At 64.6% G+C, this 22,001-nt stretch carries 21 protein-coding genes and 1 pseudogene; 9 read left to right on the top strand and 13 right to left on the bottom strand.

Translation table 11 applies throughout. The features are described 5' to 3' along the window. Positions 1 to 20: 20 nt before the first annotated feature. The 3 genes and pseudogenes from QP164_RS04150 to QP164_RS04140 form a co-directional block, all read right to left on the bottom strand. Positions 21 to 887 (bottom strand): annotated as a pseudogene (locus tag QP164_RS04150) (alkaline phosphatase family protein); the annotation flags it as partial. A gap of 212 nt (positions 888 to 1,099) precedes the next feature. Further along, positions 1,100 to 2,815 carry a TonB-dependent receptor domain-containing protein gene (locus QP164_RS04145; RefSeq protein WP_333922244.1) on the bottom strand — a complete coding sequence of 572 codons (1,716 nt, stop codon included), beginning with the start codon at positions 2,813 to 2,815 and terminating at the stop codon, positions 1,100 to 1,102. Next, positions 2,752 to 3,462 carry a Plug domain-containing protein gene (locus tag QP164_RS04140; RefSeq protein ID WP_333922243.1) on the bottom strand — a complete coding sequence of 237 codons (711 nt, stop codon included), beginning with the start codon at positions 3,460 to 3,462 and terminating at the stop codon, positions 2,752 to 2,754. Before QP164_RS04140 ends, QP164_RS04145 begins: the two co-directional genes overlap by 64 nt. A gap of 163 nt (positions 3,463 to 3,625) precedes the next feature. Between QP164_RS04140 and QP164_RS04135 the strand changes: the two genes are divergently transcribed. Continuing rightward, on the top strand, positions 3,626 to 4,384 hold the full coding sequence (locus tag QP164_RS04135; RefSeq protein WP_243693272.1) for a DeoR/GlpR family DNA-binding transcription regulator: 759 nt from the start codon (positions 3,626 to 3,628) through the stop codon (positions 4,382 to 4,384). A gap of 6 nt (positions 4,385 to 4,390) precedes the next feature. Here QP164_RS04135 and QP164_RS04130 read toward each other — a convergent pair whose 3' ends face one another. Together QP164_RS04130 and QP164_RS04125 are read right to left on the bottom strand one after the other, a co-directional pair. Next, the gene (locus QP164_RS04130) at positions 4,391 to 5,665 is read right to left on the bottom strand and encodes a DUF5690 family protein (protein WP_333922242.1); all 1,275 of its coding nucleotides are present in this window, start codon (positions 5,663 to 5,665) and stop codon (positions 4,391 to 4,393) included. Between the two features lie 183 nt (positions 5,666 to 5,848). Beyond that, entirely contained in the window at positions 5,849 to 7,003 is a 1,155-nt protein-coding gene (locus QP164_RS04125; RefSeq protein ID WP_333922241.1) for an alkaline phosphatase, read from the bottom strand. Positions 7,004 to 7,273: 270 nt separating this feature from the next. On the opposite strand from QP164_RS04125, the gene QP164_RS04120 reads away from it, so the two are divergent. The 4 genes from QP164_RS04120 to QP164_RS04105 are packed head-to-tail and all read left to right on the top strand — an operon-like array spanning position 7,274 to position 11,605. After that, positions 7,274 to 7,996: a TonB-dependent receptor plug domain-containing protein gene (locus QP164_RS04120; RefSeq protein ID WP_333922240.1), complete on the top strand. Its 723-nt coding sequence runs from the start codon at positions 7,274 to 7,276 to the stop codon at positions 7,994 to 7,996. Beyond that, complete coding sequence (locus QP164_RS04115) at positions 7,903 to 9,780, top strand: TonB-dependent receptor (protein WP_333922239.1); 1,878 nt, start codon at positions 7,903 to 7,905, stop codon at positions 9,778 to 9,780. Before QP164_RS04120 ends, QP164_RS04115 begins: the two co-directional genes overlap by 94 nt. Before the next feature lie 14 nt (positions 9,781 to 9,794). Continuing rightward, positions 9,795 to 10,868: a phosphatidylinositol-specific phospholipase C1-like protein gene (locus QP164_RS04110; protein WP_207894121.1), complete on the top strand. Its 1,074-nt coding sequence runs from the start codon at positions 9,795 to 9,797 to the stop codon at positions 10,866 to 10,868. Next, entirely contained in the window at positions 10,865 to 11,605 is a 741-nt protein-coding gene (locus tag QP164_RS04105; protein WP_333922238.1) for an acid phosphatase, read from the top strand. Before QP164_RS04110 ends, QP164_RS04105 begins: the two co-directional genes overlap by 4 nt. Here the strand turns inward: QP164_RS04105 and QP164_RS04100 are convergent. From QP164_RS04100 to QP164_RS04070, 7 genes are all read right to left on the bottom strand, one after another. Beyond that, positions 11,596 to 12,078 carry a hypothetical protein gene (locus QP164_RS04100; RefSeq protein WP_333922237.1) on the bottom strand — a complete coding sequence of 161 codons (483 nt, stop codon included), beginning with the start codon at positions 12,076 to 12,078 and terminating at the stop codon, positions 11,596 to 11,598. The genes QP164_RS04105 and QP164_RS04100 overlap by 10 nt on opposite strands. A 61-nt stretch (positions 12,079 to 12,139) precedes the next feature. Next, on the bottom strand, positions 12,140 to 12,952 hold the full coding sequence (locus QP164_RS04095) for an NPP1 family protein (protein ID WP_333922236.1): 813 nt from the start codon (positions 12,950 to 12,952) through the stop codon (positions 12,140 to 12,142). Positions 12,953 to 13,064: 112 nt separating this feature from the next. After that, a complete protein-coding gene (locus tag QP164_RS04090) occupies positions 13,065 to 15,245 on the bottom strand; it encodes a TonB-dependent receptor (protein ID WP_333922235.1) in 2,181 nt (726 codons plus the stop codon). After that, the gene (locus QP164_RS04085; protein ID WP_333922234.1) at positions 15,211 to 16,056 is read right to left on the bottom strand and encodes an STN domain-containing protein; all 846 of its coding nucleotides are present in this window, start codon (positions 16,054 to 16,056) and stop codon (positions 15,211 to 15,213) included. The genes QP164_RS04090 and QP164_RS04085 overlap by 35 nt, the downstream gene beginning before the upstream one ends. Positions 16,057 to 16,211: 155 nt before the next feature. Beyond that, complete coding sequence (locus QP164_RS04080; protein WP_333922233.1) at positions 16,212 to 16,727, bottom strand: FecR family protein; 516 nt, start codon at positions 16,725 to 16,727, stop codon at positions 16,212 to 16,214. Next, positions 16,724 to 16,990, bottom strand: a complete 267-nt coding sequence (locus tag QP164_RS04075) for a hypothetical protein (RefSeq protein WP_333922232.1) — start codon at positions 16,988 to 16,990, stop codon at positions 16,724 to 16,726. The genes QP164_RS04080 and QP164_RS04075 overlap by 4 nt, the downstream gene beginning before the upstream one ends. After that, positions 16,987 to 17,550: an RNA polymerase sigma factor gene (locus QP164_RS04070; RefSeq protein WP_333922231.1), complete on the bottom strand. Its 564-nt coding sequence runs from the start codon at positions 17,548 to 17,550 to the stop codon at positions 16,987 to 16,989. The genes QP164_RS04075 and QP164_RS04070 overlap by 4 nt, the downstream gene beginning before the upstream one ends. Positions 17,551 to 18,800: 1,250 nt before the next feature. On the opposite strand from QP164_RS04070, the gene QP164_RS04065 reads away from it, so the two are divergent. The 4 genes from QP164_RS04065 (at position 18,801) to QP164_RS04050 (ending at position 21,455) form a co-directional block, all read left to right on the top strand. Beyond that, the gene (locus QP164_RS04065) at positions 18,801 to 19,331 is read left to right on the top strand and encodes a molybdopterin-dependent oxidoreductase (protein WP_443027419.1); all 531 of its coding nucleotides are present in this window, start codon (positions 18,801 to 18,803) and stop codon (positions 19,329 to 19,331) included. Then, entirely contained in the window at positions 19,324 to 20,088 is a 765-nt protein-coding gene (locus tag QP164_RS04060) for a ferredoxin reductase (RefSeq protein ID WP_333922229.1), read from the top strand. The genes QP164_RS04065 and QP164_RS04060 overlap by 8 nt, the downstream gene beginning before the upstream one ends. Positions 20,089 to 20,295: 207 nt before the next feature. Next, positions 20,296 to 20,892, top strand: coding sequence for an epoxide hydrolase N-terminal domain-containing protein (locus tag QP164_RS04055; RefSeq protein ID WP_333922228.1), 597 nt, complete (start codon positions 20,296 to 20,298; stop codon positions 20,890 to 20,892). After that, positions 20,781 to 21,455, top strand: coding sequence for an alpha/beta fold hydrolase (locus tag QP164_RS04050; protein ID WP_333922227.1), 675 nt, complete (start codon positions 20,781 to 20,783; stop codon positions 21,453 to 21,455). Before QP164_RS04055 ends, QP164_RS04050 begins: the two co-directional genes overlap by 112 nt. 196 nt (positions 21,456 to 21,651) lie before the next feature. Here the strand turns inward: QP164_RS04050 and QP164_RS19755 are convergent, their stop codons facing one another. Continuing rightward, a complete protein-coding gene (locus QP164_RS19755; RefSeq protein ID WP_443027418.1) occupies positions 21,652 to 21,945 on the bottom strand; it encodes a DapH/DapD/GlmU-related protein in 294 nt (97 codons plus the stop codon). Positions 21,946 to 22,001: the final 56 nt, after the last annotated feature.

Below are 22,001 nucleotides of genomic sequence, written 5' to 3'. Positions count from 1 at the left end.
AACATGACCAGCAACGCGGTCCGCGCCCAGACCTTCGGATCCGCGGTCAGCGCGTCGAGCACCTCTGCGGTATAGGCGGCGCCTTGCGCGGGGCTCGACGGGCCGGGATGCTCCGAGCCTTTCGCGGTGGCGATCACGTACGACACTTGCGGCAGTCGCCCGGCGAGCACGTCGGCCCGCAACATGTCGAGCCCGCGTGTCGTCAGCGCACGGTCACGTAATGCAGGATCCCCGCTACCCTGGTGCGCGTCGCGAAACGCCGCGAAGCCGACCAGCGGGTTGTCGGTGAAATTGTCCGCCATGTCCTGGTAGATGCGCCAGTCGACGCCCTTGGCCTGCAACCGCTCGACCACCGTCGTCCAGCGATACGGCTCGGCAGCGCCGCCGTCTGCGGGGAAACTGTCGTGCGAATTGCCGATCGCGGGGCCGCCCAGCGTGCCGCCGGGATCGTTAGTGCCGCTCCACAGGAACAGGCGGTTGGTGTTCGTGCCGGTCTGGACCGAGCAATGATACGCGTCGCAGACCGTGAACGCCTCGGCGAGCGCGAACTGGAACGGGATGTCCTCTCGCCGGTAATGCCCCATTGCGCGCTGGCTCTTCGCCTCGGGCCAGTGCGCCATCCGGCCCTCGTCCCACCCGCGCTGCGCATCGGGCCAGCTGTGCGGCGTGCCCTCCATCCGCATCAGGTCGAAATTCGTGCGCGTGGCTAGATGGAACGGTAGGACGGTACGCGCGCCGCCGGCCGCCGTCCGGTCGCGCTGATACCAGACCGGCGCAGGCTTCGTCGCATCGGCCGCCGAAGGCACGGGGATCGGCAACCGGTCCGCAAACCCGCGGACGCCGCGCAAAGACCCGAAATAATGATCGAAACCGCGATTTTCCTGCATCAAGATGACGACATGCTCGACATCCATGATCGACCCGGTCTTCACATCGGGTGCGATCGCCGCCGCCCGCGCGATCGCCGCGGGAAACGCGGACAGCGCGGCCCCGGTAAGGCTGGCACCTAGCAGCGAACGGCGGGAAACGTCGGTCATCGGGGCAATCCACATGTGAAGGACATGGTCCGCAAACGCCGACGAACCATGCCCATTTCAGATCAGAAGTCGAGCGACAGCGACGCGGTCACGGTCCGCGGCGTGCCGAGGAACGCCGAGCCACCATCGGCACTCGACAGATAGCGTTCGTCGGTTAGGTTGGTCGCCTGCACCGTGAACGACACGCCCTTAAGCTGCTCGCTCACCGCCTCCAGATCGGCGCCGACATAGCCGCTCACCAGCGTGAAGCTGCCGGCCTGGGCCTTGCCCTGCGTGTCGATATTGCGGTCGCCGACGAACTTGGTGGCGATACCCGCCTTGAAGATCGACTTCTTATAGTCCGCCGAGACCACCCACATCGTGCGCGGCGAATTGATCACCTGCTGGCCGGGCGTCACGCCGACATCGGCATCCTGCGCGGCGTTGCCGGTGCCGATATAGGTCGCGTGGTTGTAGGTGAAGCTGCCCGACAGCGTCAGCGGTGGCAGCACGCGGTAGGCGAGCGCCGCCTCGATACCGCGGCTCTTCACGCCGCCGACGTTGAGATACACGCTGTCCTGCTGTTCCAGATAGTCGATGCCGGTGACGAGGTTCGACGAGATCGAGACGATCTGGTTCTTGAACTTGATATCGTAGCCGGTCAGCGACGCCTGGATCCGCCCGGTGTTGTAGCGTGCGCCGATCTCGATGTTGTTCGCGGTTTCCGGCCGCAGGTTGCGGATCGTCTCGGGCGGCTGGCCGAGCGGACCGTTGCCGATCGCCGCGAAGTTCTGCGAATAGCCGGCGAACAGCTCCATGCCCTGCAACGGCGTCGCATAGGTCAGGCCGGCGTTGATCAGCGGATCGGAATGCGACCGGATCGACGTCGCGCTCAAATTGCCGAGCAGTTCGGTGCGGCTCTGGTCGAGGAAGAACTGCTTGACGCCGAGCCGTGCGGTGACCGGGCCATAAGTCACCGCGTCTTCGGCATAATACATCACTTCGTCGAGCCCGTAGTCGGTGCTGAACTGCACGTAATACGGCGTGCCGTCGAAGGCTGGCCCGACCCGCGCGTTGGTGATCTTGTGCCAGTCGCGAAGCTGGTTGGCGCGGCTGTGCTCGAACCAGAAACCCGCGCGGAACTGGTTCTGCACCACGCCGAAGTCATGCTGCCAGTCGACGTCGCTGGTGAAGCCCATGCGGTCGTTCTTGTAGTGGGTGTGGCGGTACGACATGACTGGCGTCGCGTTGGATGCGTAGCAGGTCGGCGAGTATTCGGCGGGCACGCCGCTGGTGCCGACGCACCCTGGCGTCAGGGTCGCCGCCGCACCGGTCGGCGTGACGAAGTAGATCTTGCCGAGCGCGTCGCTGCCGCGCACCGTCGGGCCGCCGACATATTCACTTTCCGGGTTGCCGCTGCCGTCGTTGCGGACATCGACAAGGTACGGCGGTGCGAAATCGCCGCGGCCGCGCATCCGGTGATAATAGCCTGCCGCCTGCAGCTTCACCTCGCCGAGTTCGGTACGGGCCTTCAGATACCCGAACAGGTTCTTCCGCAGCGCGCGCGAGGTCGGGCGATAGGCCTGGTCGACATACGGCAGCCCGGTCCAGCTGTCGGTATAGGCGTCATGGTTCGGGTCGTTCGCGAACTGCGCGGGCGAAACCGATCCGAACTCGGATTCATCCGCATCGTCGTACGAGACGAAGCCGGTCAGATCGACCGTGCCGACACGGCTCAGCACCTTGGCGTCGATATGGTCGCGGCTGGTCTTGCCCGATCCGCCGATCCAGTCGCGCACGCGTGAGGTCGACGCGCTGACATAGGCGGTAGTATTCGGCGCGATGGTGCCGGTATCGCCGCGTACGTAGAATTTGCGCGCACCGAAATCACCCCGGCGGCAGTGAAGCGCAATCGGCTGTCCGCCGTCGGATCGGAGGTCACGTAATCCAGCGTCGCACCGAGCGCTTCGTTGGAGCGCGACGAGATGTCGGCAGTGCCCTGCGACACGTTGACGGTCTTCAGGTCGAGCACGTCGATATACCGGTTGGCGCGCGATCCTCCGCCATAGCCCGAGCCGCCGTTCGGCAGGCCGTCGATCGTCGAGCCGATCTGCTGGCCGCCGCCGCCGCCGCTGTTGAAGCCGCGGATGCTGATCGAGGTCGCCCAGTCGGACGAGCCGAAAGCGTCACCCTCCGCGACGAACACGCCGGGCAATTCGTTGATGACGTCGTTGACACTGGCGAGCGCGGACTGGCGCTCGATCATAGCCGTGGTCACGCGCGTGTTTGCGAATGCGGTCGACTGTCCGGTCACGACGATCTCGTCGCTGCGCGGCTGTTCTGGATCGCCAGCAGGCGTCGCGGACGGCGTTACGGTCGTCTGCGCGCGCGCATTCGTCGTGGCCGCGATCGCCAGGATCGCAGCCCCCATCATCCACTTGGTCATGTCGTCTTCCCCTTGCCACGGTCCGAGTATTGCCGGGCATCCTGTGACGCAGCCCTTGCAAGCGCCGTGTGACATGGCTGTGACATCGTGTGGATATTGTTGGTATTTTGTGGCTTGTACCCAACGGGAGATGCGGAGAAACAGGCCGTACAGGAGAAGCCGTGTGACGCAGTCGGATCGTATCGCCAGTCTGGTCGCGTTGCTCGAAGCGCGGGGCTCGTGTTCGATCACGATGCTCGCCGATCATTTCGCTGTGTCCGACGAGACGATCCGGCGCGACGTGCGGCAACTGGAAGCGAGCGGTCGCGCGTACAAGGTGCACGGCGGGGTCAAGCTTCCCGACAATCGCCTGGAGGCGCCGTACCGGCTGCGGATGCAGGCCCAGGCGGACGCAAAGCAGGCGATCGCGCGGCGTGCCGCAACGCTGATCGAGGACGGGATGACCGTGCTGATCGATTCGGGCACCACCTCGTGCTGGGTTGCACGCGCGCTCGCCGATCGGCGACGACTGACGATCGTCACGAACAACCTGGAGGTGGCGGGCGACATGCTCGGTTGCGACGGGATCCGCGTCTTCCTGGCCGGCGGCGCGGTCAACGTGGACTACCGCGCGACGTTCGATGCCGAGGCGATTCGCTACTCGCGCTGTTTCTCGCCCGATGCGACGATCCTGTCGATGGGTGCGATCGAAGCGAAGCGCGGCTTCATGGATTTCGAACCCGACGAGGCGGCGTACAAACGCGCGCTGCTCGATGGCGCGCGCCGAGTAATCGTCGTCGCCGACGCGGCGAAGTTCGACCGCGCCGGCACCGTCCATGTTGCCGACTTCGCGCAGGTCCACGATCTCGTTACCGACCTTCCCGCGCCACCGGCGATCGCCGATGCCGCGACACGCGCCGGCGTCCGGCTCCACACCCTCTGATCGCCCTCACCGCGTCGGCGGATGGCGGACGAACCAGAATGCCGAGACGAACGTCAGCACCAGCAGCGCGGCGCCGGTCAGCACGCCGGCATCGAGGAACAACCCGAGCCAGTTCCGCCCAGGGGCGGTCGTGCTCCGCATGAGCAACAGACCGATACTGCCCGAATAGCCGAACGCGTCCGCCAGATAGATCAGGAATCCCGCGGTGCCAGGCGACGGACTCGCGGCCATGATGCGGTCGAACAGGATCGCGCTGAACGGGGCATAGGCGAGGTAGATCCCGATGCCGGTCAGGATCATGCCGGTCACCGGCCCGATCGCCCCTGCGCGCAACGCCAGCATCGATCCGCCAAGGATCACGGCGCCCGCCATGATGACGCCGTGGATCGTGACCACCGCGTACCGGTTGTCGCGTACCAGCCCCAGCATCGCCAGGCCGAACAGCACGATCACCGTAACGGGTACCTCGGTCGCGACGTACAGCGCGGGCGTCGCCGGATGATCGAGCGCAATCCACAGTTCGGGTGCAAAATTGTCGCGCAGATCACGGAGTGCGGCCAGCATCGTGTAGCCTGCGACCAGCGCTGTCACCGGTACCCAGTGGTCCCGCAGATAAGCGCGCAGCGCTACCGCATCCATCGGACCGCGAACGCCTCTCGCGGTGGCATCCGCTGCATCAGGCGGTGGGGATCGGGCAAGCGCCGCCATCCCCGCCAACAGCAGTGGCGTGAAGATCAACCCGGTAAGCGCAGGCATCCAGAACGCGCCGACGCCGTGCACCAGCAACAGGCTACCGACCGATCGCGTCGCGCCCGACGACAGGATGAAGCTTGCCGTCAGGATCGACGCCAGCACCTCCGAGTTGCGCCGCCCCTCCAGATAGCTGAAGACCAGCCCCCAGATCATCCCGAGCGGCAAGCCGTTCAGCAGCATCGCCAGAGGGCCAAATCGAGAGGGCAGCAGTGCGAGCAGTAGCAGCGCCGCCCACGCCGCCCCGATCAGCGACAGCATCAGGCGCGTGCGGTGCTCCGGCCGATGGACCGACACGACATGCACGCCAATCATCTTCGACAGCGCATAGCCGACCGCTTGGGACAGGATCAGCGCCGTCTTGTAGTCGAGCCCGGCAAACACGGCCGGCACGCCGTCGAACCCTGCCGCCGCGATCGGCTTGCGAAACCCGTACATCGCAAAATACACGCAGAACGCGGCGATGCCCGGCGCGGTCGCCGTCAAGCTGGTTGGGAGGCGCATCGACGACGACAGGGACCGTAAGTTCACCGGCAGTCGCTAGACCAGTCACGTTTCATCCGCGTGACGCCGCTTTATGTCAGGCTGCCGTGCCCCTCCACCAAATCCGGATCACCACCAAGACGCCGCGGTACGCCACCAGGTTCTTCCACAGCCTGGATCCGAATAACCCTTCTTCCATGACCGCGTTGCCGCCTCGCGACGTCACATCGCTCAAGACTCCTTCGTCCATCCGATGGCATTCAGGAGGACGTCGAACAGATGCGTGTTTGCGAAAAAGCCATGGATAGTCTCCGCCCCTGGCCCCGAGGCAGCGGCGATGACTTCCTCGCCGGTATGACCGTCCTGGACCCCGATCACGTCGTTGCTCGCGATCGTGGCGCCTGGTTTGGCCGCGGCTGCGGCAAACTGTTCGGCGAGCGGTGCGTCACGATCGCCGCCCGACATACGCAGGCCAAAGCTGTGGTCGGCCGTGAACAGGATGAGCGTGTCCTTGCCCGCAATGGCGGTAACGCGGCGGATCATGTCATCCATTTCGATGACGTGGCGCAGCCCTGCTTGCGGGTTATCGGTGTGCATGTCCCATTCGACCATCAGGAAATAGCCCTTGGGGTTGCGCGCGAGTTGGCCGATCGTTGCCTCGACAGCCGGTAACGGCGCGTAATCGTCGTCGCGCAGAACGGCGGCCCGCGCAGCGGTGCGAACGAGCGCCGGATCCGAACCGTAGCGATACCCCGCCTTGGCAAAGGCCTGCTCGGGCGTCTGCTGGATCTTCCCAAAGGACGCGACCGCGTCCTTGCGGCCCTTGCCGATCAAGATATCGACGCCGTTGCCAAACCGGGGCGCCAACATCTGACGGAAAATCTCGTCCTTGTCCTTGCGGGACGCGACGTGCGCGTAACACGCTGCCGGGGTAGCATCCCAGATCGGCATGTTCGTGACGACCCCGGTAGAAAGACCGTGCTGCTCGGCATATTCGAGGAACGTCTTGACCGGCTTCACCTCGCCGCCCGAGCTCGCCGGCACGACCGATACCATCGCGTTGTTCGTCTTCCGCCCGGTCATGATCGCGGTCATGCCCGCACCGGAGTCCGTGACCCAGCGGTTGAGCGACGAAGTGTCCGATAAGCCGATATATGGCATCGACTGGATGTACAGGGATTGCGGTTTATCGTGCGCAAGGATGCCAGCGGCGTTAAGCGTCGGCAGACCGCCGGCATCGCCCAGGAACACGATGACGTTGCGGGGCTTTACGGGTCGCGCTTGAGCGGACGCTGCGCCGCTCCCCACCAGACCGGCGGCCAGACAGCACGCTACCAATACATCCTTACGCAGCGTGCGTTCGGAAGTGCTTCCGGTTCTTGTCATTGGTCGAGTCCCAGACTGGTAACGTTTTCGAGCGAAGATTTGTGAGTTGTCGCTACAGCGAGCATCTTACCCAATTGTGACAGCAGCGTCTGCGATCCCGCTGCGAAACCGCGCCCCTTAAAGGCGGCCAGGAATGACACCCGTCACCGTCCAGTCACCCAATCATCATGGGACAGTAATGTTACCGTAGTCCCGCCGTCATAGCCCGCCCCCATAGCGCTGTGGACACGTCGGCTGGCAAGGCCGGGACACATTGGGGTTCGAGTTACCATGCAGACGATCACGATACTGCGGGGGACCGCGGCGTTGATGGCCATCGCCGTCGCCACCGGCCCGGTCGGTGCACAATCAGCGCCGATCGCACAAAAAGACACTATGTCGGCGCCCGATGCCGGTTCCGGTGACGAGATCCTGGTCACGGGCCGCCTCGGCACCGTCGCGCAGAAGAAGGTGGATGCGAGCTATTCGATCACCACGATCAGCGAGAAGGACCTGCGCGAACGCGCGATCGGCAACCTGGCCGAGGCGATGCAGCAGATCCCGGGCGTGTGGGCGGATTCCTCGGGCGGCGTCGGTGCGAACAACACGCGCGTCCGCGGCATTCCGCGCGGCGGCTACGAGTCGCTCGCGGTGTACGAGGACGGCCTGCCAATCCAGCACGATCCCGGGATCAACTGGATCAATGTCGACCAGTTCCTCCGCATCGACGAGACCTATTCGGGGATCGAAGCGGTTCGCGGCGGCCCGTCCTCGATCTTCGCCGCCAACGCGCCCGGCGGCCTCGTCAACTTCATCCCGCGCAAGGGCACGCCGCAGCTGAGCGGACTGCTCAAGCTGACGACGTCCGATTACGGCCAGATCCGCGGCGACGCGTGGCTCGGCGGGCCGATTGCGGACGGGTGGCGCTTTCGGTCGGCGGCTATTACAACAAGGACCAGGGCATCCGCGATCCGGGGCCGGCGGCGAACAACGGCGGCCAGGGCCGCGTGCTGATTTCCAAGGACTTCGCGCGGGGCAGCATCTCGTTCGGCGTGAAGTACATGGAAGATAACAACTTCTTCTTCGACGCCATCCCATTGGTGCGCAACGGCGACGATCTGAAGCCGCTCGCGCCGTTCAACGGCCATGACGACACGCTGACCGGGCCGCAGGACGGTCGCGTCCAGATCAAGACGCCCGACGGCATCCGTAAGGCGCAGTTCAACCTGTTCAACCAGACGAGCGACCTGCAATTCACGCTGAAGGGCAATACCGAGTTTGACGACGGCACGACGATCAGCGGCGGGTTCCGCTATCGCGACTCCACCACCGATCGCAACGCGCGCGGGCTGAACAGCCTTAATACGCAGGCGGCGCAATTGTCCTCGGTCCGTGCCAACGCGGTCAAGGCGTTCGCAGTCCGCGGCGCGACCGACGTGCGGCTGGTCTATAACGACGATGGCAGTGCGTATGGCGCCAATGCGAACGGCAACGGCCTGGTCGGGGTCAACACCTTCCAGTCGATCCAGAATCCGATCAAGGAGACCATGGGCCTGATCGAACTCGGCCATGTGTACGAGACCGGGATCGGTCGTCACGACGTGAAGCTCGGCCTGTACGGCACCACCGCCGACTGGGCGCACGACCGCAACGACGGCGTCGGCCTGACCGAGGTCGCGCCGAACGCACGCCTGCTCGATATCGTCGCGGTCAACGCGGGCGGACAGGTCGTCGGGCGCGTCACCGACACTGGTATCCAGCGCTACGAGGCACGGTTCGCGCATTCCTATGGCGGGTATGAGGACGTCGCGTTCTACATCTCCGACGAATGGCAGGTCACGCCCAAGCTGCGCGTCGATGGCGGCTTCCGCTACGAAACGATCTGGATCCACGGCTATTCGGAGGGCGTGAAGAGCTTCAACCTCGGCAATGCCGACACGCTCGCCGACGACAACGTCCTGTACGGCTCGGGCGTGTTCAACCGCTTCGACCCGAAGTTCAACGACCACAGCTACACGATCGGCGCGAACTGGCAGTTCATCCCCGAGGCGGGCATCTTCGGGCGCTACACCAGCACCTACCGCCTGCCGCAGATCGGCCAGTACCGCGACAACGTGCTGCCGACCGGCATCCGCAGCCAGTCGATCGAACAGGCCGAGGCGGGCGTGAAGTTCCAGAAGCCCTGGGGCAGCCTGTACGCCACGCTGTTCTACAATTCGTTCAAGGACGTGCAGTTCACCAACACGTATATCGACCCGGCCAGCTTACGCATCGTCCAGGAAATCAATTACGGCGACGTCAGCACGACCGGGGTCGAGCTGGAAGCGAACCTGAAGCCGGTGCGCTGGTTCGACGTCTCGGCGACCGCGACGTACCAGGAGCCGAAGTTCAAGAACTATACCTACAACACGATCGTCGCCGGCGCGCCTGTCACCACCTCGTTCGACGGCAACCGCCCGTCGAGCATGCCCAAGGTGATGGCGAGCATCCGCCCGCGCGTATCGCTAATCGGCGGCCGCCTGCGCGTGCTGGGCGAATGGCGGTATGAGGGCGACAAGTTCAACGACGATTCCAACCTCGTGAAGCTGCCGGCGTTCTCGGTGTTCAATGCCAGTGCCGAGCTGGACGTGACGCAGAACGTCACCGTGCAGGTCAAGGGCACCAACCTGTCGAATGCACTCGGGCTGGGCCAGGGCGGCGGACAGCAGCTCGTGCCGGGGGCGGCGGATGGTGCGGTGATCCTCGCCCGACCGATCTTCGGCCGCGCGGTGCAGGGTTCGGTGTTGTTCAAATTCTGATCGGGAGAGTATCCGTGAAGCGATCGATCTTGGCGGGGCTGACCCTCGGCCTTCTTACCCAAACGGCAATGGCGCGCGATACCGCGCCGCCGCTGCGGATCAACGACGTGGCGGTGATCGGCACGCATAACAGCTATAAACAGCCGATGCCCGCCGCGACGATGGCGAAGGTCCGTGCGGCCGATCCGGCGATGGCGGATGCGCTGGATTACTCGCATCGCAGCCTGACCGAACAACTCGATGCCGGCGCCCGGCAACTCGAGATCGACGTGAACTACGATCCGCAGGGCGGCCATTACGCGCGCGGCTCGAACGATCCGAAGCTCAGACGGCCGGGCTTCAAGGTGCTGCACATCCCCGGCATCGACAACGCATCGAGCTGCGTCCTGCTGACCGAATGCCTGACGATCATCCGCGACTGGTCGGCAAAGCATCCGCGTCACGTGCCAATCCTGCTGATGTTCAACGCCAAGGACGAGCGCAACGCCGCGCGCGGCGGGATCGATGCGCTGGCGTTCGAGACGGCGGCATATGATGCGCTCGACGCGGAAATCCGCTCGGTAATGGCGCCCGGCAAGCTGATCGTGCCCGACGACGTGCAGGGTCGCTATCCGACGTTGCGCGACGCGGTGCTCGCGGACAACTGGCCGTTGCTGGAGGTCTCGCGCGGGAAATTCCTGTTCGCGCTCGACGAGCCGCCCGCCAAGGTCGCGGTGTACCGGGGCAAGCGGCGTTCGCTCGAGGGGCGCGTGTTCTTCATCAACACCGACGAAGCCTCGCCTGCGGCCGCCTATCTGACGCTCAACGACCCGGTCCGCGATGCCGACCGGATCCGCCGCGACGTCGCTACCGGGTTCATCGTCCGCACGCGGGCCGATGCCAACACGCGCGAGGCTCGTGCCAACGACATCGTTCCTCGCAACACCGCACTGGCGGGCGGCGCGCAATATGTCTCGACCGACTATCTCTGGCCCGATCCGCGGCTCGCCGGCGGCTATCACGTTGCCCTGCCCGGCGGTCTGGTCGCGCGCTGCAACCCCGTGCGCCGTCCCAAGGGCTGCGGCGATCTGGAAGGCGCTGCAAAGTGATCCGCAGCCTGTCGCTGCTCGCGGTCCTCGCGCTGACAGGCGCGGCGGATGGTCCCGCGGCTTATCTCGCGAACCAGCCGATGCCGGACCTGATGCAGGTCCTGCCCGCCCCGCCCAGGCCCGGTTCGCCGCAGGATGCCGACGACCGCGCAACCTTCCAGCAAACGCGCGCGCTGCTCGGGACGCCGCGGGGCGAAATGGCGACCCGCGACGTCACCGACGACCGCTTCACCGTCTTCGCCTGCGCGATCGGCCGTAAGCTCGATACGACGTCGTCCCCTGCCCTCACCCGCATCTTCGCGCGAATGAGCGACCAGGGCATGGTCGGCCGCGCCAAGGATGGCTTTGCCGTCAAGCGTCCGTACCTGAGGGACGACCTGCCGATCTGCGAACCCAAGACCGCGCATCTGGCGGGCAATGGCGATTACCCGTCGGGCCACACGAGTTCAGGCTGGTCCGCCGCACTGATCCTCGCCGAACTGATGCCGGACCGCGCCACGCAGATCCTGCGCCGTGGACGCCAATATGGCGAGAGCCGCTACATCTGCGGATCGCACAGCCGAAGCGCGGTCGAGGCGGGCTATATGGCGGGATCGGTGCTGGTCTCGATGCTCCACACCTCGCCGGACTTCAGGCGTGAGATGGACGTGGCGCGATCGGAACTCACCGAGATTAAAGCGCCTGCACCGGACGCGGAGCGGTGCAGGGCCGAAGCAAAGGGCGCCGATTACGGATGATCATCGGCCGTCACGTGCGCACGGATATGGAATGTGTTGTCCGCCACTTCGTCCATGTCGAACGGGACCGCCATGCGATAGCCGTCCTCGGCAAGTGCAGCCGCCAGTCCGCCGAGCAACATTTCCTGTCGCCGATCTAGATCGTTCTGCGACACCAGCGGGCGGATCGTCGCGGTCAGCGAGCATTGCCTGGTCCGACATTCCATCGCGACCTCGGATAGCAGGGGATACGCACGGCGGAGGTCCGCAACCGCAGTCTCGACTGGCATTGCGGTCGGTGCGACGCGGGTAGGCCTGATCGGGGTGAGCGGTACGGCCTTGGCGGCGGTAATAGGCGCGCCGCGGACCACGACGATACCCGTTGCCGGATCCGAACGCGCGCGAGGATGCCATCCGGCGATTATCCCGCTCACGGCGAGCATCGACGTCACGCCGAGCAACACCGCACCGGATCGGCAACGAACGCTTTGCATACGGCCTCCACAGCGCCGAAGGACCCTGCGCTACCGAGTGACCGGCGGCGCAGGGTATCGATCAGCAGATGGTGGAGCCCGATGGGCATCCCGGCGAGTCACCGCCGGCATCGACGTTGGCATCGAACCCGGGGGCGATGCCGCTCGCATTGGCCGCCGCGAGCGTGCCTGCGAACCGGGCGTCCTTGTTATCGAAATTCGCGCCCTTGAAATCGTAATTGGAGACCGCGTTCCTGGCCCCGACCGACGGGTAGCCGTTCCAGCTTACCAGCGGCTGGATCAGCCATTGCCCGGTGCCGTTCTCGGCGGGTTCGTCGCCGCCGTCGGTCTTGGAGAAGCGCCACAAATGGGAGAAGCCCCAGGTCTCGTAATGGAAGACGAGCTTCGCGTGCTCGCCGCTCGAGTCGCTGACGAAGCGGAGCTGATCGCCGCTGCGCGTATCCCATTTGCCATGATCGCCGCGCGTGACGCCGACGACGCGGCTGCCGGTGCCCTGGTCGGTGGTCCAGACGATGATCGATTCCCAGTCATAGGCGTGCGAGAAATCGGACTGCCAGAAATAGCTGTAGACCCGCCCGCAATAGCCGTTGTTGCAGCGGCTGCGCGCATAGACGTTGCTCTGCGTGCGATAGCTAGCGCTGCGACACGATGCCGGTGGTCGCGTGGCGTAAGTGGATGCCGCCGGGCTGATCGCGCCTGCCGCGTCCACGGCCGGCACATTGAAGCAGACGTCGGTGTCGAAATCGATCGCAGGCTGGAAACGCTTGTCGAGCGCGGTGGCACGTTCGGGCAGCGGCGAGACCGGCGCCGGCCAGCCTTGTGCGAATGCGGGCGTCGCCTGCGCCACCAGCATGGCAGCGGCGGTGCCGATCATCAGGGATCGCCGGCTCGTCGAAACATGGCTTTTCATACAAACTCCCGTTGCAGGATGTCGTGAGGTACGCCGTACGCTCTCGTCCGCACCGTTGCCGCCGCGGACGAGGAGTTCAGAAACTGGTCGTCACGCCGAAGGTGAAGATGCGGCTGCTCCGGGTGTAGACGAGCGTCCGGTCGGTCGAGAGATCGGTGAACTGCTCGATCGGCCGGTTGGTGACGTTGATCCCCTCGACGACGAAGCGCAGGTTCTTGGCCGGGCTGTAGCGGATCTGGAAATCGACGTTGTTGGTCGGGCGGATGCCGTCGCCGACATTGGCATTGCCGCCTGCTCCCGTCAGATACCGGCTGCGATAGGCGGTCGAGACACGTGCACCGAAGCGTTCGGTCTCGAAGTAGAGCGTCGCGTTGGCGGCCCATTTCGACAGATTGTAGAGCGGGATGCTTTTGACGACGCCGTTGTAGACCGCGGTCTGATCACCATCGATCCAGGTGCCGTTCGCGACTATGCCGAACCCGTCGAACGGCGCTGGCAGGAAGGTGAAGTCGTGCTGGAACGCCGCCTCTATACCCTTGATGCTGGCACCGTCTCCGTTGATCGGGCGCGTGTAGTTGTACGGCGTCGTGCCGTCTTGGCCGGGCAGCAGCAGCGAGACCGGAAAGCCTGTTGCGCTATAGGGGACCTGCGACGTCTCCGACGTGATGAAGCTGTTGAGATCCTTCCAGAAGAACCCGACCGACGCGAAGCCGTTGCGATCTATGTAATATTCGAGACCCGCCTCCGCCGAGGTGGAGCGGAACGGCTGGAGATTGGGGTTGCCGACGGAGACGGACCCACCGAACGGCGCCACGGTCAGCGTCCCCGCCGCGGCAAGCTGGGGAAGGCCGGGACGGTTGACGTTGCGGCTGGCGGAGGCGCGCGCGATCAGCTTCGGCGTGATGTCGAGCGCCACGTTGAGCGCGGGCAGCCAATCGTCGTTGCTGGTCCCGACCGTCACCGGCTGAAGCGCCGTCACGCCGTTGGTTGCGGTGGCGAGCGACCCGCTGGAGACCAGGTCGGTATGATAGTAGCGGACGCCCGCGTTACCGCGCAGCCGCATCGAGCCGATGTCTGTGTCGAGATCGAGCTGCGTAAAGCCTGCCCAGGTCTTCTCGCGGATGCGAAAGTCGCTGCCCGCGGTCAGGTTGGCGGCGGTCAGGTCCCGGTTGTTGCCGAGCAGTGCGTAGATCCCGGCGATGTCGCCGCCGATATACGGGAGCAGGCTGTCGCGATTGATGACGTATTTCAGTGCGTCGGGTATCGCGCGATCGCTGGTCGCCGCGGTGCCGTAGAAGATGTTGGTGAGATACTGATACCCGCTGTTGGTGAAGCGCTTATACTCGCCGCCGACTTCCAGCTTCAGGATCGGCGTGAGGTCGTAGACCGCCTGGAGCTGACCGTTGAGATAGTCGCTCTTGATCATGTTCTCCTGCGTGACCAACCGCTGGACGTTCCAGTTCGCCGGGTTGGTGAGGTCGAAACCGTAGGTGTTCACGGGAATCGTCGGCTGCATGTCGAAACTGAACGCAGTGTTACGCGCCTGCAGGAAGATCTTGTCGAACGTCGGCTGGACGAAATTCGACTTCTGGTAGCCGCCCAGCGCGGTCAGCTTCAACCGATCGCCGACGTCCCAGCTGACATTCGCCACCGCCTGGTAGAAGTCGGTCTGATTCTCGACACGGTGATGCTCGGTGCGCTGATCGATGCCGGTATAGCTTGCGGCGACGAGCGAATTGCCCTGGATCGTCGCGGACCGGATCACCTGCGTGCCACTGACGTTGCCGGTCAGCGCGTTGTAGCCGCCCGCGGCGATCGCCCAGTCGTCGCGCTTGTCGGCAAGGTGTCCGTACAGCAGGTCGACATCGATCTTGAAATTGTCGCCGGGATGATATTGCAGCGCGCTCGTGACGCCGATCCGCTCGCGATCGGTGTACCAGGTCGACGGCGATTGTGCCTGAGGCGCGAAGATCGTGCCGCCGCGCAGCAACGCCCGTGTCGCCGCGTCGATCTCGGGGCCGATATTGTTGGCGCCGTAGGTGACCTTGCCCCAGTTCCAGTTGCGATAGCCATATTCGTTGTTGCGCACCTTAGAATAGGCGACCGAGACGAGCGCGCCGAAATCGCCCTGGCGCTGCGAGAACAGGCCGACGAGCCGCGGGGTGACTCCGCTGGTCTGGTCGTTGGTCTGGGCCTTTGCGGACAGCACGATCTTCTGGCCGTCATAGTCGAACGGTTTGGCGGTGAAGAGCTGCACGGTGCCGGCGATGCCGCCCTCGTCCTGGTTGGCGGCGTAGCTTTTGCACGCTCACGCGGTTGAACAGCTCGGACGCGAACAGGCTGAAATCGAACCCGCGGCTACGGCTGACATTGCCGCGGTTGTCCATGCCGGAGGCGGTGTTGCCGAGCACTTCCATGCCGTTCAGCTGCGTGCGCGTGAAATCGGGGCCGAGACCGCGCAGCGCGATCTGGCGTCCCTCGCCCGTGTCGCGCGTGATGGCGACACCGGGGACGCGCTGGAGCGCCTCGGCGAGGTTCATGTCCGGAAACGCCGCGATGTCGGATGCCACGATGTTGTCCTCGGTCCCGACGGCGCGACGCTTCAGGTCCTGCGCCGCCAGCAGGCTGCTGCGATAGCCGTTGACGACGATGTCCGGGGTGGTCTCCGGCGTTTCACGCGCGAGTGTGGTCGCTTGGCTAGCGGCGGCCGCAACGACTGGCGCGTGCGCGCCAACAGTGCTTGGCGGCGGCGGTGCCTGGTCCCGGCGGAGGATCGTCACGCCGTTGCTCTCGACCGGACGCAAACCCGTGCCGCGTAGCAGCATCGCGAGCGCGGCCGACGTGGTGAGCCGCCCACTGACGCCCTTGGTCCGCTGCCCATGAACGAGCGCGGGCGCGGCGATGACCTGCATGCCGGTGACGCTCGAATAGGCTGACAGCGCCCGTGCGAGATCGCCCGCGGGAATGGCAAACATCCGTGCGCCCGTCGACTGCGCATCCGCCACCGTCGGTGCGGCTAGAGCGAACGCTACCAAGGCCAGTGCCGACGTTCCGTGAAACCGCGTCATCATATTCCCCCGTCTTGGCGCCATCAGACGCCACCCGGAGGGAAGACGGCCGGTGCCGCCAAATCCGGACAGTGTTTTTCGTCAGTGCGCGGTTTCGAGCGTTAACGTCCCCTGCCGCTGGATTACGGTGAAGCCGAACCCGCTGCCAATCGCGTTCAGAAGCCGATCCGGATGGTCGGTGCGAAACCGCCCGAACACGGTCGTCGATGCCAGCGGTTCCGCCGGGCGTGCGATCCTGACACCCCCTGGCGGTCGAGAATTTCGACCAGATCGTCCAGGCGCATACCCGCCGTGTCGATCCAGCCCTTGCGCCAGTCGGGCAGCACCGGATCGAACCGGGTCGGTGCTGCCGCCACACCGCCACGGACGGCGCTGCGGTACCCGGCCCGGACCACGACACCGCGCGGCGTCCCGACCGGGTCGAAGCCGACCGCGCCGCGGTAGACCGCCAGTGCAACCTGAGTCCGGGTCAGATCGAGGTCGAACGCGGTGCCGAGGACGCGTGTCTCGCTAGCTCCGGCGCGTACGACGAAGGGGCGAGAAACGTCATGCTGCACGTCGAAGAACGCCTGTCCCGCAAGCAATTCCGCGCGGCGCTGTCGGTCCGCATAGACAATTCGAAGCCGCGTCGCGCCGTTGAGCGAGACGGTCGAACCGTCAGCCAGCGTCACGGTCGTGCGTTCCCCGCTCGGGTCGCGAACATACGCGTCGAAACCGGCGCCGCGGTCGGTTTGCCGACAAACGAGCCGGCGCCCACGAACAGCAGGGCGATGGCGACCGGCGCCGTTGCAACTGCCGCGATGGCGGATCGCCGTCGACGCCTGAGCGACCGGACCTGCTCGTCCGAGAGACGACCGCAGCGCTTCGCCGCCGTCTGCAATGCGTCTGCGAGCGCGGCTTCGCTCACCGATGGTGCACTGCTGGCGGCGGTCACGCGCCGGCCTCCATCGTGAAGCCGCGCTTGGCAAGCGCGCTGCGCAGGTCCCGAAAGGCGCGGACGACATGCTTCTCCACCGCCGCCATGCTCATGTCGAGGCTCTGGGCGATCGTGTCGGTCCTAAGACCGTCGAGCCGTTTCCGCAGGAAGATCTCGCGGCGAAGCGGCGGCATACGCTCGAGCGCGTCGGCCATGATTACGACAGCACGACGGAAGGCCAGCACCCGGTCGGCAGTCGGCTGCGGGCAGACGATCGCTTCGTCGAGTTCGACATGCGTGGAGCGCCGCGCGGCGCGGTGATGATCGAGCAGCAGGTTGCGCGCGATCGCAAAGCACAGCGCCTTCATGTCGTTGACCCGCGCGGTCGCCTGATAGGCGAACAGCCGCAGATAGGTTTCCTGCACCACATCGTCGCCATCGGCATGGTGATCCAACCGACCTTGCACGAAACGCCGCAACGCGCCCGCCAATTCGGCATCCGGATATTCCAGCGCCAGCCTGTGATTGGGTAACGGGCCGTTGCCGATACCATCGACAAGAAATGCTCTGCTGCTCACCACGCCCCCGTCTGCAGTTCCGGAGCGGCTTATGAGACGATCGTGAAGGCGGGATGACAGCGATCGAAATCGTTGATCGGTACACGGCCCTACCCCTCTGCTCTCTTCGCTAGCTTCGGCTTGGCGAACGGCTCGTCCCGTTGGCAAGAGGTCGGCGCGGTCGCCGGCTTACGGCCGCGCGGCCCTATGTCCGGCTTCCAGACGCACCGGCGGCCTTGACGAAGGCGTGGACGGTCGCCGGCACGCGAGGCTCGAACGGGGTCGGCGCAAAACCGAAGCCACGGGTAAACCGCCGCCGTCGACGATGCAGGGACGCTCCCAGGTTAAGCCGACATAGTCGACCTCCTCGGCAAACCGATACACTAGCCCGATCAGCCGGAGCAGCGCGAAGGGCCGCGGCGCGGGCAATGTCGAAAGCCTCGGCGAAGTCGAGCGGACACTGGCGCTCTTTCAGCCGGTGAAGCCGAAAGCTGCCTTGCCGGATGGCGGAGGGTGAGACGGCATGACGAACGCCGTGACCAGCGGCTCTGGGCTGCGCGCCTTTACGCCGACGCCATCATTTCTGCTTGGCTCCATTTAGCAGCGGTCGTTCAAGTGAGAACGGGCGTCGCCGCAACCATACCCGACGAATTTTTTCGTTTGGTACGTGACTTGCCGAGGCTTCGTCGTAGTCGCCGCTTCAACGCGGCCTGACCGATTAGCTCTCCAACGAAACAGGGGATGCGACGGATGAAAACAATTGGGCGCGATCCGTGCGAGATGCAGCGTGCTCTCCTTCGGCAACGCCTGTCGCGGCGTTGCTGGCCGTCGCCACGATCCACCGCCGGCACGGTCATCGCACGTACCGGATAGCTCGCCGACCGCCTCGCGTATGTCGAGGAGGGTGAAATCGAGGCAGCCGGCTCGTCGAGCGGGATCGAAACCTATATGCGGGCGCGGCGTTGCGATGCTATGGAAACTATAGCAACAGGGTATTAGAAAATCAGGATGGCATGGCGCTACAGTCCCCATGCAATCATCACGTTTCGTAGCGGACGATGTCATCGCTATTCTGATACAGAACTCGGCATATATTTGGCAGCCGATCGATTGGCCGGTTGCGAATGCTAAGATTCTGCAAGAGATATTAAATCGAAGCCGATTTCAACCCGTCGTGACAAGCAAGGGGATTCGCAATGGTCACAAGAGGATTTACGGGCCGCGGCTCGGGCGGGGATCAGTCGAGCCGGATTCCACCAGGCCAGCATCTTGTGGAGGATTTCCCCGTCCTGTCCGCCGGCCCCACGCCGCACGTGGAGCCTTCCGATTGGAAATTCACGGTCAAGGTCGGTCCAAAGCCCGTCAAAGTCTGGAACTGGAGCGAGTTCAACGCGCTGCCGAAGACGAAGGTGACCAAGGACATTCACTGTGTCACCTCCTGGTCCAAGCTGGATACCGCATGGGAGGGCGTACTCGTCGAAGACATCCTCGCCGATGCCGGGCTCGATCAGCCTACCGATTTCGTGTTGGCGCACTGCTACGATAAGTATTCGACCAACGTGCCGCTGGCGGATCTTCTATCGGGCAAGGCGATGGTCGCGCTCACCTATGGGGGCAAGCCGCTTTCACGCGACCACGGAGGGCCGGCGCGCCTTCTCGTCCCGCATCTCTATTTCTGGAAGTCGGCCAAATGGGTGAATGCCCTGCAATTCACGACGCGGGACGAGCCGGGATTCTGGGAGGGGCATGGCTACCATATCTACGGCGATCCGTGGCGCGAGCAGCGATACACCAATGACTGAGGGCGGTGCGAAAACCCTGCCGTGGCAGTCATGCACGATCGAGGACATCGTCCAGCAGACACCGAGCATCAAGAGCGTCTTCCTGCGGTTGCGCGAACCGTTCGCGCACATCGCAGGGCAGCACGTCGATGTCCGGCTGACCGCGCCCGATGGCTACAGCGCGATGCGCAGCTACTCGATCGCGTCGGCGACAATTTCGTCCCCGATCATCGAACTCGCGATCGAGCGCCTGCCGGATGGCGAAGTCTCGTCGTTCTTTCACGATGTCGCGGCGATTGGCGACGAAATCGAGCTTCGTGGTCCGCTTGGCGGCCATTTCCTGTGGCCTGACCCAGCCCCTGCCCCTGCCCCTGCCGTGGACGCGGTGTTGTTGATCGGGGCCGGCTCCGGCCTCGCGCCGTTGATGGCGATGATCCGACAACGCCGCACACAGTCCCCGGCGGTGCCAACGGCGCTGCTGCTGTCCGCCCGGACCATCAAAGACGTTCTCTTTTCGGACGAGCTTCATGCCACCGCGACCGGCGACGCGGCATTCGTCCTGGCGTTGGCGATCACGCGCGAAGAACCGGTTCGCGCATCGGACTTCGGGCGACGGATCGACGGCGTGATGGTGCAGGACGTCGTGGCTCGGCTCCACCGAAAGCCCAGCCACGTCTTCGTTTGCGGGTCCAACGGCTTCGTCAACATCGCGACCGAGGGCGCGCTGCTGGTCGGCCTGGACGCCTCCATCATCAAGACCGAACGCTACGGTGGCTAGGGGTGCAAGTGATCTCGCGTTGCCCCGATCGCGGGCGTGCGTAGTTCTTCGTCGAAGCCAGCCGCTAGGTTCGCGCGCTCAATCTTTGGCGAGGCAGAAAAGAAGCGACGGTCCGATCGGCCTGCTATGCCGGAAGAAACCGCAAGCGAGCGGCCGTCGCGTCTCACCCGCGGTCAGAATAGAGGCGCTGAGAGCTTGGAGACAGTAATGCCGCCCGTTTCATTCACGATAGACGTGCCGGACGCTGCGCTCGAAGACCTACAGAACCGACTGTCCGCGACGCGCTGGCCGGGTTCGATCGACGACGAAAGCTGGGACGATGGCGCAAGCCTCGCGTTCATGCGCCGGCTTGCAGACCATTGGCAGAACCGGTTCGACTGGAGACTTCAGGAACGACGGCTAAACCGTATGCCGCAGTTCATGGCCACGATCGACGATCAGGACGTCCATTTCGTACACCGGCGCGGCATTGGCCCCAGCCCGATCCCCATCGTCATCACGCATGGCTGGCCGGGATCGTTCGTCGAGATGGAACAGCTGATCCCGCTGCTCGCCGACCCGGGCGCACATGGCGGCGATCCTGCCGATGCCTTCCATGTCGTCGTGCCATCTCTGCCCGGCTACGGCTTCTCGCCCGCGCCGACGGAGGGGGCACAGGCTCGCGGGAAATCGCTTTGCTATGGCGCAAGCTCATGGCCGAGCTCGGCTATCACAGGTTCGCCGCGCGGGGCGGCGACATCGGCGCAGGGGTATCCGTCTGGCTGGCACGGCTGTTTCCGGACGTCGTCCGCGGCATCCATCTGAACTTCATCCCAGGCAGTTACCGCCCCCCGACATCTGCCGACACCGCGCCCGTCACCCTCCAGGAACAGGCGTATCTCGATCACGTCGCGCAATGGTCCGCGCAGGAGGGAGCCTATGCAGCTCTCCAAGGCACCAAACCACAGACGCTGTCGTTCTCGCTGACGGATTCCCCTGTCGGGCTCGCGGCCTGGATGACGAAGAAGTTCAGGTCCTGGACCGACTGCCACGGGGATCTCGAAAGCGTAATCCCGCTCGACGACCTGCTGACCGATATTTCGCTGTATTGGTTCGGTGGCTCCCTCACCGGATCGCTCAGGCTCTACAAGGAAAACCGGCTGCGCCCACTCGTGTTCAAGCAGGGTGAGCGCGTTAAACCACCGCTTGGCGTATCGGTGTTTCCACGGGAGATCGCCATGTCGCCGCGCTCCTGGGTGGAGCGGGTCTTCGACGTGCAACGCTGGACCGAAATGCCAGCTGGCGGACATTTCGCCGCGCTGGAGAAACCGGACCTGCTTGCGGCTGAAATGCGGGCGTTCTTTCGTCCGTTTCGGAAGCTAACGTAACACCTCATGCCCTGTTCGAACCGTCTGCTCTGGATTAACGAGCTGACCCATAGTCCGCCATTCACGCCCCTTCCCACGCTTCCCAACTTCAGGCATCAAATCATTCGGCTGATCGCCATTTCTCGGCGGTCCGGATCGCATGTCTTCACAGCTTGAAGCGTGCTGGAAAGCAGATAGCCGGCTTAGATTTCAACAATCAGTCGAACTCAAGGTCCTTGGTCCGAGCAGCGTAGGGCGGACAGTACAGCCCGTGCGCCTCGGTAGATTTTGCAACTACCGATCCTGCATTTATCACGCACCCCTCTCGTACAATGACGCCGGGATAAAGCGTGACGTTGGCGCCTATCCAGCAGCCACGTTCGATGAGAACGGGTCGGAGTCGATCTCCGTCGACGCCTCGCCGCCAGACTGAGCGCGTGATGTGGTGGGTCAGCGAGATGATCGTGCACCGGTAGCTGATCTCGCACCGCTTCGCCGATCTCGACGCCACCGCCGGCGTCGATTAGTCCTTCCGGGCCGACGAACGCACCCTTGCGCAGCGTCAGA

Source organism: Sphingomonas sp. LR59, from assembly GCF_036855945.1.
Classification (GTDB): domain Bacteria; phylum Pseudomonadota; class Alphaproteobacteria; order Sphingomonadales; family Sphingomonadaceae; genus Sphingomonas.
This window is presented reverse-complemented; position numbering and strand designations above follow the sequence as displayed.

Excerpts from the sequence above, each read along its gene's own strand:
- QP164_RS04140 (WP_333922243.1), bottom strand. The coding sequence starts at position 3,462 with ATGACCAAGTGGATGATGGGGGCTGCGATCCTGGCGATCGCGGCCACG.
- QP164_RS04125 (WP_333922241.1), bottom strand. The coding sequence starts at position 7,003 with ATGACAAGAACCGGAAGCACTTCCGAACGCACGCTGCGTAAGGATGTA.
- QP164_RS04120 (WP_333922240.1), top strand. The coding sequence starts at position 7,274 with ATGCAGACGATCACGATACTGCGGGGGACCGCGGCGTTGATGGCCATC.
- QP164_RS04100 (WP_333922237.1), bottom strand. The coding sequence starts at position 12,078 with ATGCAAAGCGTTCGTTGCCGATCCGGTGCGGTGTTGCTCGGCGTGACG.
- QP164_RS04095 (WP_333922236.1), bottom strand. The coding sequence starts at position 12,952 with ATGATCGGCACCGCCGCTGCCATGCTGGTGGCGCAGGCGACGCCCGCA.
- QP164_RS04085 (WP_333922234.1), bottom strand. The coding sequence starts at position 16,056 with ATGACGCGGTTTCACGGAACGTCGGCACTGGCCTTGGTAGCGTTCGCT.
- QP164_RS04060 (WP_333922229.1), top strand. The coding sequence starts at position 19,324 with ATGACTGAGGGCGGTGCGAAAACCCTGCCGTGGCAGTCATGCACGATC.
- QP164_RS04055 (WP_333922228.1), top strand. The coding sequence starts at position 20,296 with ATGCCGCCCGTTTCATTCACGATAGACGTGCCGGACGCTGCGCTCGAA.
- QP164_RS04050 (WP_333922227.1), top strand. The coding sequence starts at position 20,781 with ATGGCCGAGCTCGGCTATCACAGGTTCGCCGCGCGGGGCGGCGACATC.